14 protein-coding genes and 1 tRNA gene are annotated in these 14,700 nt (G+C 63.3%); 4 read left to right on the top strand and 11 right to left on the bottom strand.

Annotated features, from left to right (window positions below; all coding sequences use genetic code 11):
• Positions 1-15: 15 nt before the first annotated feature.
• Genes arsH through ACQ4WY_RS27555 form a run of 3 tightly spaced genes read right to left on the bottom strand, consistent with a single transcriptional unit; the run spans position 16 to position 1,560 of the window.
• Positions 16-747 carry an arsenical resistance protein ArsH gene (gene arsH, locus ACQ4WY_RS27565; RefSeq protein WP_436506866.1) on the bottom strand — a complete coding sequence of 244 codons (732 nt, stop codon included), beginning with the start codon at positions 745-747 and terminating at the stop codon, positions 16-18.
• A 22-nt stretch (positions 748-769) separates the two neighbouring features.
• Entirely contained in the window at positions 770-1,192 is a 423-nt protein-coding gene (gene arsC, locus ACQ4WY_RS27560; protein WP_436506831.1) for an arsenate reductase (glutaredoxin), read from the bottom strand.
• On the bottom strand, positions 1,189-1,560 hold the full coding sequence (locus tag ACQ4WY_RS27555) for an ArsR/SmtB family transcription factor (RefSeq protein ID WP_436506830.1): 372 nt from the start codon (positions 1,558-1,560) through the stop codon (positions 1,189-1,191). The genes arsC and ACQ4WY_RS27555 overlap by 4 nt, the downstream gene beginning before the upstream one ends.
• A gap of 133 nt (positions 1,561-1,693) precedes the next feature.
• Between ACQ4WY_RS27555 and ACQ4WY_RS27550 the strand changes: the two genes are divergently transcribed.
• The 3 genes from ACQ4WY_RS27550 to ACQ4WY_RS27540 all read left to right on the top strand — a co-directional run bounded on the left by ACQ4WY_RS27550 (position 1,694) and on the right by ACQ4WY_RS27540 (position 5,438).
• Entirely contained in the window at positions 1,694-3,787 is a 2,094-nt protein-coding gene (locus ACQ4WY_RS27550) for an AsmA family protein (protein ID WP_436506829.1), read from the top strand.
• Between the two features lie 54 nt (positions 3,788-3,841).
• Positions 3,842-3,915 (top strand) — tRNA-Pro (locus ACQ4WY_RS27545).
• A gap of 128 nt (positions 3,916-4,043) precedes the next feature.
• Complete coding sequence (locus ACQ4WY_RS27540; protein WP_436506828.1) at positions 4,044-5,438, top strand: GntP family permease; 1,395 nt, start codon at positions 4,044-4,046, stop codon at positions 5,436-5,438.
• Positions 5,439-5,451: 13 nt separating this feature from the next.
• Here the strand turns inward: ACQ4WY_RS27540 and ACQ4WY_RS27535 are convergent, their stop codons facing one another.
• The 4 genes from ACQ4WY_RS27535 to ACQ4WY_RS27520 all read right to left on the bottom strand — a co-directional run bounded on the left by ACQ4WY_RS27535 (position 5,452) and on the right by ACQ4WY_RS27520 (position 9,212).
• A complete protein-coding gene (locus ACQ4WY_RS27535) occupies positions 5,452-6,855 on the bottom strand; it encodes a sodium:solute symporter family protein (RefSeq protein WP_034782432.1) in 1,404 nt (467 codons plus the stop codon).
• Between the two features lie 131 nt (positions 6,856-6,986).
• Positions 6,987-7,790 carry a 3-oxoadipate enol-lactonase gene (pcaD, locus tag ACQ4WY_RS27530; RefSeq protein ID WP_436506827.1) on the bottom strand — a complete coding sequence of 268 codons (804 nt, stop codon included), beginning with the start codon at positions 7,788-7,790 and terminating at the stop codon, positions 6,987-6,989.
• Positions 7,791-7,801: 11 nt separating this feature from the next.
• A complete protein-coding gene (gene catC / locus ACQ4WY_RS27525; protein WP_353658726.1) occupies positions 7,802-8,092 on the bottom strand; it encodes a muconolactone Delta-isomerase in 291 nt (96 codons plus the stop codon).
• A 10-nt stretch (positions 8,093-8,102) separates the two neighbouring features.
• Positions 8,103-9,212 carry a muconate/chloromuconate family cycloisomerase gene (locus ACQ4WY_RS27520; RefSeq protein ID WP_436506826.1) on the bottom strand — a complete coding sequence of 370 codons (1,110 nt, stop codon included), beginning with the start codon at positions 9,210-9,212 and terminating at the stop codon, positions 8,103-8,105.
• A 102-nt stretch (positions 9,213-9,314) separates the two neighbouring features.
• Here ACQ4WY_RS27520 and ACQ4WY_RS27515 point away from each other — a divergent pair, with 102 nt between their 5' ends.
• A complete protein-coding gene (locus ACQ4WY_RS27515) occupies positions 9,315-10,229 on the top strand; it encodes a LysR family transcriptional regulator (RefSeq protein WP_436506825.1) in 915 nt (304 codons plus the stop codon).
• Between the two features lie 10 nt (positions 10,230-10,239).
• Here ACQ4WY_RS27515 and ACQ4WY_RS27510 read toward each other — a convergent pair whose 3' ends face one another.
• From ACQ4WY_RS27510 to ACQ4WY_RS27495, 4 genes are all read right to left on the bottom strand, one after another.
• Complete coding sequence (locus ACQ4WY_RS27510) at positions 10,240-10,626, bottom strand: hypothetical protein (RefSeq protein WP_353658729.1); 387 nt, start codon at positions 10,624-10,626, stop codon at positions 10,240-10,242.
• Between the two features lie 93 nt (positions 10,627-10,719).
• Positions 10,720-12,060: a PepSY-associated TM helix domain-containing protein gene (locus ACQ4WY_RS27505; protein ID WP_436506824.1), complete on the bottom strand. Its 1,341-nt coding sequence runs from the start codon at positions 12,058-12,060 to the stop codon at positions 10,720-10,722.
• Between the two features lie 8 nt (positions 12,061-12,068).
• A complete protein-coding gene (locus tag ACQ4WY_RS27500) occupies positions 12,069-14,192 on the bottom strand; it encodes a TonB-dependent receptor family protein (RefSeq protein WP_436506823.1) in 2,124 nt (707 codons plus the stop codon).
• A 77-nt stretch (positions 14,193-14,269) separates the two neighbouring features.
• On the bottom strand, positions 14,270-14,668 hold the full coding sequence (locus ACQ4WY_RS27495) for a DUF2946 domain-containing protein (RefSeq protein ID WP_436506822.1): 399 nt from the start codon (positions 14,666-14,668) through the stop codon (positions 14,270-14,272).
• Positions 14,669-14,700 lie beyond the last annotated feature (32 nt).

The raw sequence follows: 14,700 nt of genomic DNA, 5'->3' as shown, positions 1-14,700 counted from the left end.
TTTTTCATGATCCGCTTATTTGCTGCGCTCATGCTCCATCGCCGCGCCCGCCAATGCCTGTACGATGGCCGGCTCCGCTTCCAGCCGCTCGCTGTAGCGGCTGCCCAGGTAATCGCGGCGGTCGCGCACCAGCAAGGTGAATTTATAGAGTTCCTCCATCACGTCGACCAGGCGCTCGTAATACGGCGACGGCTTCATGCGGCCGTCATCGTCGAATTCCTGATACGCCTTGGCGACCGAAGACTGGTTCGGGATAGTCACCATGCGCATCCAGCGTCCCAGCACGCGCAAGCCGTTGACGGCATTGAACGATTGCGAACCACCCGACACTTGCATCACGGCCAGGGTACGGCCCTGTGTAGGCCGCACGCTGCCCGTTTCCAACGGCAGCCAGTCGATCTGCGATTTAAAGACGCCCGTGACGGCGCCATGGCGTTCTGGGCTGCACCACACTTGCCCTTCCGACCATAGCGACAGCGCGCGCAATTCCTGTACTTTCGGATGCTCGGGCGACACGCTGTCGACCATGGGCAAGCCGTGCGGATCGAACACGCGCGTGTCGGCGCCGAAGTGGCGCAGGATGCGCTCCGCTTCCAGGGTCAGCAGCTTGCTGTACGAGCGCTCGCGCAAGGAACCGTACAGCAGCAAAATGCGCGGCGCATGCGTGGAAACGTTGACCGGCGCCAACTTATCCAGGCTGGGCAGATCCAGGTGCGCGGCGCTGATATTCGGTAACTCATTGGCCAGCTGATTGGGCAAATCGTGCATCTCAGGCCACCGGTTTGCCGTCGGTGCCAACCACGGCCTGGCCGTCTTCCTTGGCAAAGGCGCCTTGCTGCGGCAGCGGCAGGATGTCCAGCACTTTTTCCGACGGCCGACACAGGCACACGCCCAGTTCCGTGACGACGATGGGACGGTTGATCAAAATTGGATGAGCTTGCATGGCATCGAGCAGGGCCGCATCGCCCAGGTCAGGATTGGCGAGGCCCAGTTCGTCATACAGGGCGCCCTTGTCGCGCATGACGGCGCGCACGGACAGACCCGCACGCTTGATCAGGTGGACCAGTTCCTCGCGCGATGGGGGGTGCTTGACGTAATCGATGATGACGGGCTCGACGCCCGTGTTGCGGATCAGGGCCAGGGTATTGCGCGAGGTGCCGCACGCCGTGTTGTGATAGATCGTAATCGTCATGTCGTCGTTTCCTTCAATAAATGTGAATCGCTGACGCAGCAAGGCGCGCCAGCGCAGCAGTTCTCGGTCAAAAAGGCCAGCAAGCCGTTCATCCCCGCATAGTTGGCGGCGTAGATGATGGAGCGCCCTGTCTTGCTCGCCGTCACCAGATTGGCATGCGCCAGTTCTTTCAGGTGAAACGACAGCGACGAGGGCGCAATCGCCAGCGCTTCGGCGATTTTCGTGGCCGCCATGCCTTGCGGCCCCGCTTGCACCAGCAGGCGGAACACGGCCAGCCGCGATTCCTGTGCCAGCGCAGCCAGGGCCACGATGGCGGAAGCATTCGTCAGCGGTGTCGCACCGCTTGCTATTGTCTCTGAATTTTCCATATTTCAATAATAGTCGAATTATTGAACTATTTCAAGCGACATGCCTTAGCTACCTATCTTACGTAACCTAGCGCACCGACTGTCATGGCCTATTGGTCTACCTTGATGAAAAAATCATTGCGATTGGCTTACCATGACACGCTCAACCCCGCTCAGTATCCTTGGCTGGAGCCTGGCCGCCCTGCTGGCCCTCGTCGCCCTCCTCGTCATCCTTGTGCTGACCTTCGACTGGAACCGCGCCCGCCCCTACATCAACGAGAAGGTATCGGAAAGCACGGGCCGCACCTTTGTCATCGGTGGCGACCTGCAAGTCAAATGGAAGCGAGGGCTGCAGACAGAACCGGGCTGGCGCCGCTATGTGCCGCGCCCTGTCATCAGCGCGCAGGACGTGCGCATGAGCAACCCGGACTGGGCGACGACCGGGCCGCAACTGGCCAGCGCGAAACGCATCGACTTGACCATCCATCCGCTGCCCCTGTTGCAGCATAAACTGGTGCTGACGGACCTGGCGCTCGATGCGCCCAACATCGCCCTGCAGCGGCGCGCCGACGGCAGCAACAGCTGGACCCTGAAAGACAATGGCCCATCGACATTGGACGTGGAAATCCAGCGCCTGGCCTTCGGCGACGGCGCCATCCGCTACCTCGATGAAGGGATCGCGCTGGACGTGCACGCCAAGGTCAGCTCGACGGCGTCCGATGCGACGCCGGGTGACGCGCAAGGCAGCGCCCCCGTGCAAAAATATGGCATTGAATTTACCCTGGGCGGCAGCTACCGCAAGGCGCCCGTGACGGGCGGCGGCAAGGCAGGCGCCGTGCTGTCCTTGACCGACAACAACACCGTCTATCCCGTGCAGGCACATGCCGTGTTGGGCAAGAACAAGGCCAGCATCGATGGCACGCTGACAGACCCGCGCGCATTGTCGGGCATCGATTTGCAGCTGAGCCTGTCCGGCGCCAGCATGGCCGACCTGTATCCACTGACGGGCGTGCTCCTGCCGGAAACGCCGGACTACGCCACCAGGGGCCGTTTGCTGGGCAAGAAAGACAGCGCCACCTGGAACTGGACTTACCAGAACTTCAAGGGCACGGTGGGCAAGAGCGACCTGGCCGGCACCCTGCAATACTTGCCGCGCCAACCCCGTCCCTTGCTGCGCGGCGAAGTGACGTCGCAGCAATTGCGCCTGGAAGACCTGGGCCCCACCATCGGCGCCGACAGCAATGCGCAGAAACGGGCGCGCGGCAAGGCGCCCGTGCAGCCCGATAACAAAGCCTTGCCCGTGGAACAGTTCAATACGGCCAAATGGAATGCGCTCGATGCCGACGTGAAATTCACGGGAAAAAAACTGATGCGCACACACGATATCCCGCTCAAGGACATCGTCGCCAACATCCACATGAAAGACAAGGTGCTGAGTCTGACACCGCTCAATTTCGGCATGGCTGGCGGCGACATCACCTCGAACATCACGCTCGATGGCCGCCAAAAGACCATCGCCGCGCAAGCCAAGGTGGCGGCGCGCCACCTCAAAATTCGCGAACTGTTTCCCAAGCTGCAATCGATGCAAGCCAGCTTCGGCGAAGTGTATGGTGACGCGGCGCTGACAGGCCACGGCAACTCCGTCTCGGCCATGCTGGCCAGCGCAAATGGCGAACTGGCGGCCACCGTCAGCGAAGGCTCCGTCAGCCAGTTCATGCTGGAACTGGCCGGGCTGAACCTGGCCAATGCCGTCTTCGTAAAAGTCTTTGGCGACAAGCAAGTCCACCTGAACTGCCTGGCCAGCGATTTCGCCGTGACGAATGGCCAGGCCAACGTGCGCCGCTTCGTGCTCGACACGGACACGGCCGTGGTGAATGTCACGGGCAACGTCAACCTGGCAACCGAAACCCTGGACCTCGACGTGCGCCCCCGTACCAAGGGTGCCCGCATCATCACCCTGCGCACGCCGCTGTACGCGAAAGGCACGTTCAAAAACCCGGACGTGGGCCCGCAAAAAGGTCCGCTGGCCCTGAAAGCCGGCGCCGCCGTGGCGCTGGCGACCATCGTCACGCCGCTTGCCGCCCTGCTGCCGCTGGTCAACGTCGACAAAGCCCCCGACACGGACTGCGCCGCCGTCATGGCCCAAGCCAATGCCACACGGAAAAACCCCACTTCACCGGCGACGCATGCGCCAGCAAAAAAAGTCAGCGAAGCGGAGATCAGGAAGGCGCAGCAGGAAAAGAAATAGACCTTGATGCAGCCGCTTGAAAGCCGTTCCGCCATCTGCTGTAATGAAGGAAAGCGGGGTGTGGCTCAGCCCGGTAGAGCGCTGCGTTCGGGACGCAGAGGCCGGAGGTTCGAATCCTCTCACCCCGACTTGCCCTTCCTTCCTGTGCCTGCATCAACTGCTTGCACCTTGACCTGCGCGTTGGCATGTTGCCGAGAAGTATGATATTAATTACATTATTAATATCCTGATCACTTCTCGCGCAAGGGCCTGACCGATGTCTTTCCTGATAGTTCTGGCCGCACTGGCCTTTCTGATGCTGGCCGCCTACCGCGGCTACAGCGTGATCCTGTTTGCGCCCGTCGCTGCGCTGGGCGCCGTGCTGCTTACCGATCCGTCCGCCGTACCGGCCGTCTTCAGCGGTATCTTCATGGAAAAGATGGTGGGCTTTATCAAGCTGTATTTCCCCGTCTTCTTGCTCGGGGCCGTGTTTGGCAAGCTGATCGAGCTGTCCGGCTTTTCCCAGTCCATCGTCGTGGCGGCCATTCGTTATATCGGCAGCTCGCGCGCGAATGCCGTGATCGTTGCAGTCTGCGCGGCGCTGACCTATGGCGGCGTATCGCTGTTCGTGGTGGTGTTTGCCGTGTATCCGTTCGCGGCTGAGCTGTACCGCCAGAGCAATATCCCCAAGCGGCTGATGCCGGGCGCCATCGCCCTGGGCGCGTTTTCCTTCACCATGGATACCTTGCCCGGCACGCCGCAAATCCAGAATATCATCCCTACCACCTTTTTCAACACGACCGGCTGGGCCGCGCCGTGGCTGGGCACCATCGGCGCCGTGCTGACGGTGATCATGGGACTGGCTTTTCTGGAATGGCGCCGGCGCTCCGTCATGGCGACGGGCGAAGGCTATGGAGTGGAAGCGGAACAGGCCAAGACCGGCGGTGGCGACCTTCCCCATCCGCTGCTATCGGTGGCGCCGTTGGTGCTGGTGGGCGTGGCCAACTTTGCGCTGACCAAACTGATTCCCCACTGGTATGGCGACAGTTACGTGCTCACCGCCGAGGCCCTGCCGGGCTTGCATGCGCCCGTGTCGACATCGATAGCCTCCGTGACCGGCATCTGGGCCGTGGAAGGCGCCTTGTTGCTGGGCATCTTGCTCGTGTGCGTGACGGCCTTCGGGCGCATCCGCGCCGCCTTTGCCGATGGCACCAAGGCGGCCGTGGGCGGCGCCTTGCTGGCAGCCATGAATACGGCGTCCGAGTATGGCTTCGGCGGCGTCATCGCGGCTCTGCCCGGTTTTCTTGCCGTCAGCAACACCTTGCGCAGCGTGCCCGATCCCCTCGTCAATGCGGCCGTGTCCGTGACGACCCTGGCCGGCATTACCGGCTCGGCCTCGGGCGGCATGAGCATCGCGCTGGCCGCCATGTCGGACAGTTTTATCCAGGCCGCGCAGCAGGCGCACATTCCGCTCGAAGTCATGCACCGTGTGGTGGCCATGGCCAGCGGCGGCATGGACACCCTGCCGCACAATGGCGCCGTGATCACCCTGCTGGCCGTCACGGGCCTCACGCACCGCCAGTCCTACCGCGACATTTTCGGCATCACCGTCATCAAGACGGTGGCCGTGTTCCTCGTCATTGCCATCTATTACCTGACGGGGCTGGTCTGAGGGTTGCTGCAAGCTAAAGCCGCGACGACGATGCCGGCTTCGCCAGCGCTTGCGCCGGCTTGAACAGGTGGCTGATGCCCATCGTCAGCAGCGGACCGGCCAGCGCCAGGTAGGAACTGTCCACGCCGTACGGATTGCCCGCCAGGAACCAGCCGATGGTGGCGATCACCGACACGATCACACCAACGAAGGCGCCACGCGGCGTGCCGAATTTCGGCGCATAAAAGGCCATCAGCACCAGCACGGCCAGGGTGGCGCGCAGGGCCTTGCCCAGGAAGGCGATCATCAGCAGTTTTTCCGCATACAGCGCCAGCACCAGCGGCAGCAAGCCTGCCACGACGATGGCGATGCGCAGGAACATCAGCGATTTCGCGTCGTTTTTCGCCTTGTTGTACCAGGGATCATAAAAATCCTTCATGGCCAGAGTGGCCGATGCCAGGGTGGTTGCGGAAATGCCGCCGAACAGGGCGCCGGCCAGGCCCACGATCATGATGCTGGCGGAAAACGCCGGCATGTGGGCGATCAGGGTAGGAAAGGCGTCGATCGACTTCATGCCCGGATACAGCACGGCGCTGCACATGCCGATCAGGGCCGCCATCAGGCCGAACGGAATCATCAGCGACGATACGTAATAGCAGGCGCGCTTGGCCACGGCCGGGTTGTCCGTGCTGACCAGGGCCTGGATCACGTATTGCGTGGCAAAGATGGAACCGATGCCGCCGATCATCCAGGCGATGATCTGGCCCCAGCCGATCTCGACCCAGTTGAACATCTTGGCCGGTAATTGCGCCTGCAGCGCACCGATGCCGCCCGTTGCTTCCAGCGCATACGCCAGCGCCAGGATCACGCCCAGGTACTTGACGATGGAGTGGGCGAAATTGGTGTACACGACCGAGCGCATGCCGCCCAGGCTGACATAGATCACGGTGATGGCGCCCACCAGCAAAATCGCCACGGTTTTATTGATGTGCAGCACGGCCGCCAGCACGGCACCGCCGCTCGCGTACAGGGCCACGGCAACGATGCTCAGCGCGACGATGGTGAGTATCGATGCGGCATAGCGCACGGGTTCGCCGTAGGTTTGCGCCAGGATGCCGGAAATCGTCGACTGCCCGCTTTCCTTGTATTTTTTCACCAGCACGATGGCCAGCAGCAAGAAGCCCAGCGACAGCGCCACCAGATTCCATGCAGCGGAAATGCCCAGTTCATAGCCCTTCTGGGCCGTGCCGATGCTGACGGAACTGCCGATAAATTCCGACAGCAGCAGCGCGCCGATCAGATAGGCGGGATAGTTGCGCCCGCCCGCCGTCATGCCCTCGGCGCTGTTGGCATGCTTGCGCACGCTATAGGTAATGTAGGACATGAGGGCGAAATAGCCCACCGTGACCGCGGCGATAATGATCAATCTGTTTTCCATCCGTCTACTCCAAGTCTGCTTTTCTTATTATTATTTTTCAAGAAAGCTTCCCCTGCCGCGTGCCGGACCAGCCAGTGGCGGTGCTCAGGGGAAAGTCAAATTCCCGCCATACCGATACGGTACAGCAAGCCTCACAATAAAAAGGTCCGCAACTGCGCCGTAAACAAGTCCGCCGCTTCGATATTCGAGATATGCGAAGCGGGCAGGCTTGCCAGGCGGGCGCCAGCAATCTGCTGCTGCAGCCAGCGCCCGTCGTCGATGGTCGTCACGGGATCGTGCTCGCCCACGATGATCAGGGTGGGCACGGCTATCGTGCCGACGCAGGCATGCAAGTCCGCCTGGGCCAGCACGTCGCAGCAGGCCGCGTAGCCGCCGGCATCCTGCCCGCGCAAGGTGCTTGTCAGGCGCGCCACGGTGTCCGCCTCGCGCGCGATAAACTGCGGCGTGAACCAGCGCACTGCGGCGCTCTCGGCCACCGCAGCCATGCCGTCGCGGCGCACTTGCTCCGCCCGCAGTTGCCACGGCGCGGCGCCACCGATGCGCGCCGCCGTATTCGCCAGCACGAGCTTCGTCAAGCGCTGCGGCTGGTGTATGCCCAGCCACTGGCCCGTCAAGCCGCCCATGGAAATGCCGCAGAAGGCGGCACGGGCGATATCGAGGTGGTCGAGCAGCGCCACCACGTCCAGACCCAGTCGCTCGATGCCGAACGGCGCGCTGCCGCTGGCCGACTGGCCATGGCCGCGCGTGTCGTAGCGCACGACAAAAAAATCACCGGCCAGCGCGGCCGCTTGCGCATCCCACATGGACAGGTCCGTGCCGAGGGAATTCGACAGGACCAGGCAGGGCTTGCTGCGCTCGCCATCCGTGCGGTAATGCAGGCCGATACCGTCCACCTCGCACATTTTCCCGGCAGTGTCGTTGCCTGTATGCGTCATCGCATGTCTCCTCAGGAATCGTCGTCGCGCACCGACGAAGGATGGCGGCAGAGCGGCATCACGTCGATCTGCATGTAGGGAAATAGCGGGAGCGAGGTCAGCAAATTATGCAGCTCGTCCACGCTGTCCACGTCGAAGACGCTGATGTTGGCGTACTGGCCGGCGATGCGCCACAGGTGGCGCCATTTGCCCTCGTGCTGCAGGCGCTGGGCTAATTCCTTTTCCGTCTGCTTCAGCTGTGCCGCCTGTTCTGCGGGCATGCTCAAAGGCAGGTTCACGTTCATGCGTACATGGAATAACATGGTTTCTCCCTTATTGACGCTGCATGGCACGCAGCTTGTCCATATCGATCTCGACGCCCAGGCCCGGGCCAGTCGGCACTTGCAGCATGAAGTCGCGGTACACGAGCGGCTCGCGCAAGACTTCCTGCGTCAGCAGCAAGGGCCCGAACAGCTCCGTGCCCCAGGCCAGTTCGGCAAACGTGGAGCACACGTGGGCCGTGGCGGCCGTGCCGACGCCGCCTTCAAGCATGGTGCCGCCGTACAGGCCCACGCCGGCCAGGCGCGCCACGGTGGCCACTTCCAGCGCGGGCAGCAAGCCGCCCGACTGGGTGATTTTCACCGCATACACGTCGGCCGCGTCGGCCTGCGCCAGCGCCAGCGCGTCGGCGGGGCCGTGCAAGGCTTCGTCGGCCATGATGGCCACGTCGAAGCGCTGCTTCAGGCGCGCCAGCGCGGCGCGGTTGCCCGCCTTGACCGGCTGCTCGATCAGGTCGATGCCGCCCGCTTCCAGCGCGGCGATGCCGCGCACGGCGTCCGTCTCACTCCAGGCCTGGTTGACATCGACGCGCACGCTGGCACGTTCGCCCAGCGCCCGCTTGATCTCCAGCACGTGGGCCACGTCGTCCATCACGTCACGCAGGCCGATCTTCAGCTTGAAGATGCGGTGGCGGCGCAAGTCCAGCATTTTTTCCCCTTCGGCGATATCGCGCGCGGTGTCGCCGCTGGCCAGCACCCAGGCCACAGGCAGCGCATCGCGCACGCGGCCGCCCAGCAATTCCGACAGCGGCACGTTCAGGCGGCGCGCCTGGGCGTCCAGCAGCGCCGTTTCGATCGCACATTTGGCGAAACGGTTACCCTGGATGACCTTGCGTACCTTGGCCATCGCCTTGGCGACCTCGCTCGCTTCCATGCCGACCAGCAGCGGTGCGATATAGGTATCGATATTCGTCTTGATGCTTTCCGGGCTTTCGCCGCCATAGCTCAAGCCGCCGATGGTGGTCGCTTCGCCCCAGCCGGTGATGCCATCGGCGCAGCGCAGCCGCACCAGCACCAGGGTCTGCGTATTCATGGTGGCGACGGACAACCTGTGGGGACGGATGGTTGGCACATCGACCAGGTAGGTCTCGATATTTTGAATCATATTTATTCCGTATAATTCTGTGGAGTGATGACACCATATTCCCCGAATGTCCCCAAGTCCAACACCGAGTTGGTATCAAACCTATACCTGAAAGGTATGAAGATGGAATTACGGCACTTGCGCTACTTCATCGCGGTCGCAGAGGAAAGGAACTTCACGCGGGCCGCCGCGCGCTTGCACATCGCGCAGCCGCCGCTCAGCCGGCAGATGCAGCAACTGGAAGAAACCCTGGGCGTCGCGCTGATCGAAAAGGGGTCGCGGCCCCTGCGGCTGACGGAAGCGGGCGAGTTTTTCCTCGCCCATGCGCGGCCTCTGCTCGACCAGGTGCGCGACCTGCAGGCGATGACGCAGCGCGTGGGGAAACTGGAACGCACCCTGTCGATCGGCTTCGTCGCCTCGACCCTGTATGGGGAATTGCCCGACATCGTGCACCGCTATTGCGAACGCCATCCCGAAGTCGACGTGACCTTGCATGAAATGACGACGGTGCAGCAGCTCAAGGCCCTGAAGGAAGGCCGCATCGACGTAGGTTTCGGGCGCCTGAAAAGCGAAGACCCCAGCATCCGCCGCATCCTGCTGCGCGAGGAGCGGCTGGTGGTCGCCCTGCCGCCCGGCCACCGGCTGGCCAAGGGGGAAGGCGGATTGCGCCTGACCGACCTGGTGCACGAAACCCTGCTCGTGTATCCGAAAGCGCCCCGCCCCAGCTTTGCCGACCAGGTGCTGAGCATGTTCAGCGAAGGCAATGTCACGCCCGGCCCCGTCACGGAAGTGCGCGAACTGCAGATTTCCATGGGACTGGTGGCGGCCGGCCAGGGTATTTCCATCGTGCCGGAAAGCGTGCAAGCCATGCATCACCGGAACGTCGTGTACCGCAAGCTGGACGACAAGCATGCGTTCTCGCCCATTTTATTCAGCATGCGGCATATGGACCGCTCGCCGGAACTGGACAACCTCCTCGCTGCCGTGTACTCGATCTACGATGAACACGGCATCGCGCACGTCAAGGAAAGCCTATAGCGCTCACCGCCTATAGCGGCGCGTCGGCCAGCAATGCCGGGCGCAGCGCGCGGATGCGCAGTTCCGTGAAATAACCGCCCGCCTCGTTGTAGCGCAGATAGTGGCGGCCGCAGTTCAGGCAGCGGGCCACCTGGCTCAGGTTGGCGGGATAGTAGCGCGGCGCGATGGGCGCCTCCGCGCTGTCGTAACGCGTGCCGTGCGGGTGGTACTCGGCAAACGTCGGTTCCTCGTACGGATCTTCGCGCAGGGTACCGATTTCCTCAAAGCGGTCCAGCTCCAGCGAAGTGGGCAGTCGTTGCCAGGCGTCCAGCGGGACGGCGCAGCAGCTGCATTTTTTTGTCACCAGCGCCGACGCGGCGGCCAGTGCGGACAAGGCGGGAAAGTCGATGAATAACATGGTTCAGCCTATGCAAAGGGGCGGCCCATGGCAACGAGCCTGGCCGCGCCCTTTCATTCTAGCCCAGCAAGCGACTAGCCATGCGCCACGTCATCACCCAACCCAGCGCCGACGGCCATAGCGCGCCAGGAGCAGCTCGAGCAGCATCAGCATACAGCCAGAAACGAGCAGCAGCGGCATCAGCGCGCACATGCCGGCCGCCACCAGCCAGGCCAGCGCGGAAGGCGAGGTCCAGGCGCCCGGCAGCAGCTTGGGCAAACCCAGCGAGCCAGGCAAGCGCCGCTTGAAAAACATCACCCAGCCCGACACCAGCGAGAACAGCACGCTGGCACCAAACAGCAGCAGCAAGGCCTGGTTCCACCAGCCGAATTCACCGCGATGAAATGGAATGCCGATGGCGGTAGCTTTGCCGAACGCTGTCTGCGCCTCCCAGCCCGCGTAATACAGGGGCTTGCCGCTATAGGCATCGAATTGCAGGTCGAAGCGCAAGGTGGGCTGGCTGCGGTCGGCCATGGTGGCGCGCCACACATCGTCCTGGCTGGCCGGCGCCGTCAGCTGCAAGGCGATGGCGGGCGCGTGGCTGCGCGCCACCCGCCAGGCATCCTGCCAGTCGAGCGGCGCGCCCTCCTCGCTTGAGTGCAGGCCGCGCGGCACGGGCGGCGGCGCCTGCCCGCTGACGTCGCGCAGCGTGCGTATGCGCCCGCCCGCCTGCTGGCTCCACGTCAGCCCCGTCGTCAGGATGACGATGCTGACGATGCCCAGCGCCACGCCGAGAAAAGCATGCCACTGGCGCCAGCCATTGCGGCCCCGCGCACCCCGCTTCGGCAAGCCCGATTGCGCACCGCGCGGCCACCACAGGATCACGCCCGTCACCAGCATCACCATCAGCCAGCTGGCGGCCAGCTCGATCATCCAGCGCCAGCCATCGTTTTGCAGCAGGCGCGAATGCAGCTTTTTCGCCCAGTTGCCGAAGCGTTCACTGCTGGCAAGGCTGCCCAGCACGCGCGCGTCATAGGGATTCACATACACGATGATGGCCTGCGCGGGCAGGCCGAACTTCGGCCTGGCTGGCGTGACCGGCGCGGCATGCCCGCCATGGCCCGCATGTTCATCCTGTGCACCGCCGGGCGGCGCGAACGCCACCTGCACCGCGTCGTCCTGTTGAAACGGCGGCACCACGTGCTGCACTGCCCAGCCGCGCGGCGCCGCCCGTTCCGCTGCCGCCACGGCGGCGTCCAGCGGCAGCATGGACGCCTGCGGCGCCACATGATCGAGATGCTGGTACAGCCTTGCCTCGATCTGCGGCGTGAATACATACAAAATGCCCGTCAGGGTGGCCACCAGGGCAAACGGCGAGGCGATCAGCGCAGCCCAGAAATGGATGCGCCAGTACAGGCTTTTGCGCCGTGCGACAAGAAAGGTGAAATCGTCCATGGCCATCCTCACAGTGCGTTGAAGGTGTAGCCCAGGCCCAGCATCACGCTGCGCGGCGCACCGGGCGTGTACTGGTTCTGGCTGTTCGGCGCGTAGCTGCCCACGCCCGCATAACTGCTGCTGGCCGAATCGGCATAGCGTTTATCGGCCAGGTTGCGCACCTGCGCCCACGCTTCCAGCCCGCGCGCGATTTGGTAGCTAGCGCGCAGGTTCAGCAAGGCGTGGCCCTTGTACTCCACCGTGTTGGCATTGTTCATCCAGTAGCGCCCCTGGTGCACGGCTTCGAGCGCGATACGCGCGCCGGCCACGGGCTTGTAGCCGATCTCGATCGAGGTGATGTCGCGCGGCGCCTGCGGCATGGCGCGGCCGCTGTAATCGAGGGTACTGGAAAGCTGGTAGCGCAGGTAGCGGTGGCGCGCGATGGCCGTGGCGAAGCGCGCGTCGAACGGGCCACTGTCGTAGTTCAGGCCCAGCTCCAAACCTTCGCTGCGCGTGCGTCCCGCATTGCGGTTTTCGCTGTTGCCCGGCGAGAGCGTGTAGCTGACGATGGTGTCGCGTCCATCGAGCCGGTACAGGGCCGTGTCGAGTTTCAAGCGGCCCTGCAAAAAGGCCCAGCGCAAGCCCAGTTCATAGTTGTTGTAGACGGACGGCTGCAGGTCGGCGATGCCCGTCTTGCCATATAGCTGGCTCACTTCCGGCGGTGTGAAGCCCTGGCTGACGTTTGCATACACGCTGCCAGCATGACCGAGGGCGTAGGTGGCGCCCAGCTTCGGGCTCACGTGCGAAAAACTGCGCGACTCGTCGGGCGCGCCATAATTGACACTGCCGCCGGGCGCCAGCTTGTTATGGTAATCGTAGCGGATGGCGTCCGAACGGCCGCCCAGCACCACGCGCGTGCCCGCCAACGGAGAGAATTCCCATTGCGCGAAAACGGCCGTGTTCAGAATGTCCGTCTGGTAGTCGCGCACGCCCTGCGGATTGCTCGCATTGGCCAGGGTATAGCGCAGGTAGCGGCCCGTGGCGGCATCGCGCACGATGGACAGGTTGCCGCTGACAAAGGGATTGTCGCTCTTGTCCACGTAGACACCGGCGATCAAGCGCGAACGCAGCCAGGCGAATTCCTGCTGGTGCTTCACGTCCAGGCCCAGCGAATCGACGTGGTTGTTATTGATGACGCCCTTGCACAGCAGACCCGCGCAACTGCCTATGGAATACGCGGGAATCTGCCCATGGTCGTTCTTGCGCGTAAACACGGTGATGGTGCTCGTGCCATTGGCCGTCGTCGCGCCCTCCCACGCCAGGTTCATGCGCGTGGTCTTGTCCTTGCGGTATGTGAAAGTATTCAGGCTCTTGCCCGGGGCATTGCGGTAATCGTCTTCAAACAGGCTGCCCGTCATGGCCGCATCGAGATCCGTGTGCACGAGGGTGGCACGCAGCTGCGAGGTGGGGCTGAGCGCATAGTCGGCGCGCAGCGAAAACGAATCCTTGTCGCCGTAGCTGTATTCTTGCCAGTTGTCGCGCGAGCGGCGCGAACTGTAATGGGAAAAGCGCAGTCCCAGCGGCCCCCAGGTATCGCTGGCGGAGGTGTCATAGCGGGTGTAGCCGCCCACGTTATCGCGCCGCACGCCGACCTTGGCAGTCGGCGTCGCACTGGCGCCGGCAGTGAGGAAATTGACGGCGCCGCCCACGGCATTGCTGCCGTACAGCGAGGACGCCGCGCCCTTCACCACTTCCACGCCGCTGGCCCCCGCCATGTTCATCTCGTTAAGCGAGTTATGGTTGAAGACACCCAGCGGGCGGATGGGAATGCCGTCTTCCAGGTACTGGTAGACGGCATTCGTGCCGATGGGCTGGCGTATGCTCATGCTGTGCTGCTCGTTGCCCAGGTCATTCCAGTACACGCCGGCGATGCGGTTGAGGATATCGCCCATGGTCTTGGGCTTGTCGCGTTCCAGGGTTTTGGCATTGACGACGCCGATGGCCTGCGGCGTCTCGGACAGCCACGATTGCGCGCGTGAGCCGGAAACGACGACGGTGTCGATGGCGTGATCAGTTTGGTCAAGTTGCTGCGCCTGCGCGCAAGGGTAAGCCAGGGTGATGGCGACGGCCAGCACCAATAATTTCTTGTTCATGTGATTCTCGTATAAGTGTGCGGATGCGGCACGTCACACCGCAAGGTGGACAGCGCCAACATTGAAAATGCAAAAACTTAGACGAGGGCGGGCGGCGCGCGCGATTGCGCGGTGGACCAGATGAACAGAGGTGACGGGGACTGGTAGTACAGGGCCGGAAAAATGGCCGTGCCGCTGGCGACGGGCAGCGGCAGCACGGGACTGGTCGGCGGCAAGCCGACGGAACCCGCATGCGTGGAACAGAAGGCGCAATGCTCCATCTGCATGGCCTTGCCGCCGGACTTGCCGTCGGCGGCGCCGTCATCGACCTGGACGAATCGGATGCCGGCCACCGAGCAGATTTCAGCCCAGCCGGAGCCAGACTCCTGCTTGGCGTTGGCGACGGCCTGGGAAATCGACGGCGCGAGCGCCGCCAGCAGGATCGCAAAACAGGCGATCCAGGCGGCAAAGCGGCGCGTGAACAAGGTCATTCCCATGGCCGCATTTTACCAGCGGCCGACGGGACTGG

Source organism: Janthinobacterium salmonicoloratum, from assembly GCF_051380845.1.
Classification (GTDB): domain Bacteria; phylum Pseudomonadota; class Gammaproteobacteria; order Burkholderiales; family Burkholderiaceae_D; genus Janthinobacterium; species Janthinobacterium lividum_F.
This window is presented reverse-complemented; position numbering and strand designations above follow the sequence as displayed.

Coding starts and splice junctions, on each gene's coding strand:
- arsC (WP_436506831.1), bottom strand. CDS start 1,192: ATGACGATTACGATCTATCACAACACGGCGTGCGGCACCTCGCGCAAT.
- ACQ4WY_RS27555 (WP_436506830.1), bottom strand. CDS start 1,560: ATGGAAAATTCAGAGACAATAGCAAGCGGTGCGACACCGCTGACGAAT.
- ACQ4WY_RS27550 (WP_436506829.1), top strand. CDS start 1,694: ATGACACGCTCAACCCCGCTCAGTATCCTTGGCTGGAGCCTGGCCGCC.
- ACQ4WY_RS27540 (WP_436506828.1), top strand. CDS start 4,044: ATGTCTTTCCTGATAGTTCTGGCCGCACTGGCCTTTCTGATGCTGGCC.
- ACQ4WY_RS27535 (WP_034782432.1), bottom strand. CDS start 6,855: ATGGAAAACAGATTGATCATTATCGCCGCGGTCACGGTGGGCTATTTC.
- pcaD (WP_436506827.1), bottom strand. CDS start 7,790: ATGACGCATACAGGCAACGACACTGCCGGGAAAATGTGCGAGGTGGAC.
- catC (WP_353658726.1), bottom strand. CDS start 8,092: ATGTTATTCCATGTACGCATGAACGTGAACCTGCCTTTGAGCATGCCC.
- ACQ4WY_RS27520 (WP_436506826.1), bottom strand. CDS start 9,212: ATGATTCAAAATATCGAGACCTACCTGGTCGATGTGCCAACCATCCGT.
- ACQ4WY_RS27515 (WP_436506825.1), top strand. CDS start 9,315: ATGGAATTACGGCACTTGCGCTACTTCATCGCGGTCGCAGAGGAAAGG.
- ACQ4WY_RS27510 (WP_353658729.1), bottom strand. CDS start 10,626: ATGTTATTCATCGACTTTCCCGCCTTGTCCGCACTGGCCGCCGCGTCG.
- ACQ4WY_RS27505 (WP_436506824.1), bottom strand. CDS start 12,060: ATGGACGATTTCACCTTTCTTGTCGCACGGCGCAAAAGCCTGTACTGG.
- ACQ4WY_RS27500 (WP_436506823.1), bottom strand. CDS start 14,192: ATGAACAAGAAATTATTGGTGCTGGCCGTCGCCATCACCCTGGCTTAC.
- ACQ4WY_RS27495 (WP_436506822.1), bottom strand. CDS start 14,668: ATGGGAATGACCTTGTTCACGCGCCGCTTTGCCGCCTGGATCGCCTGT.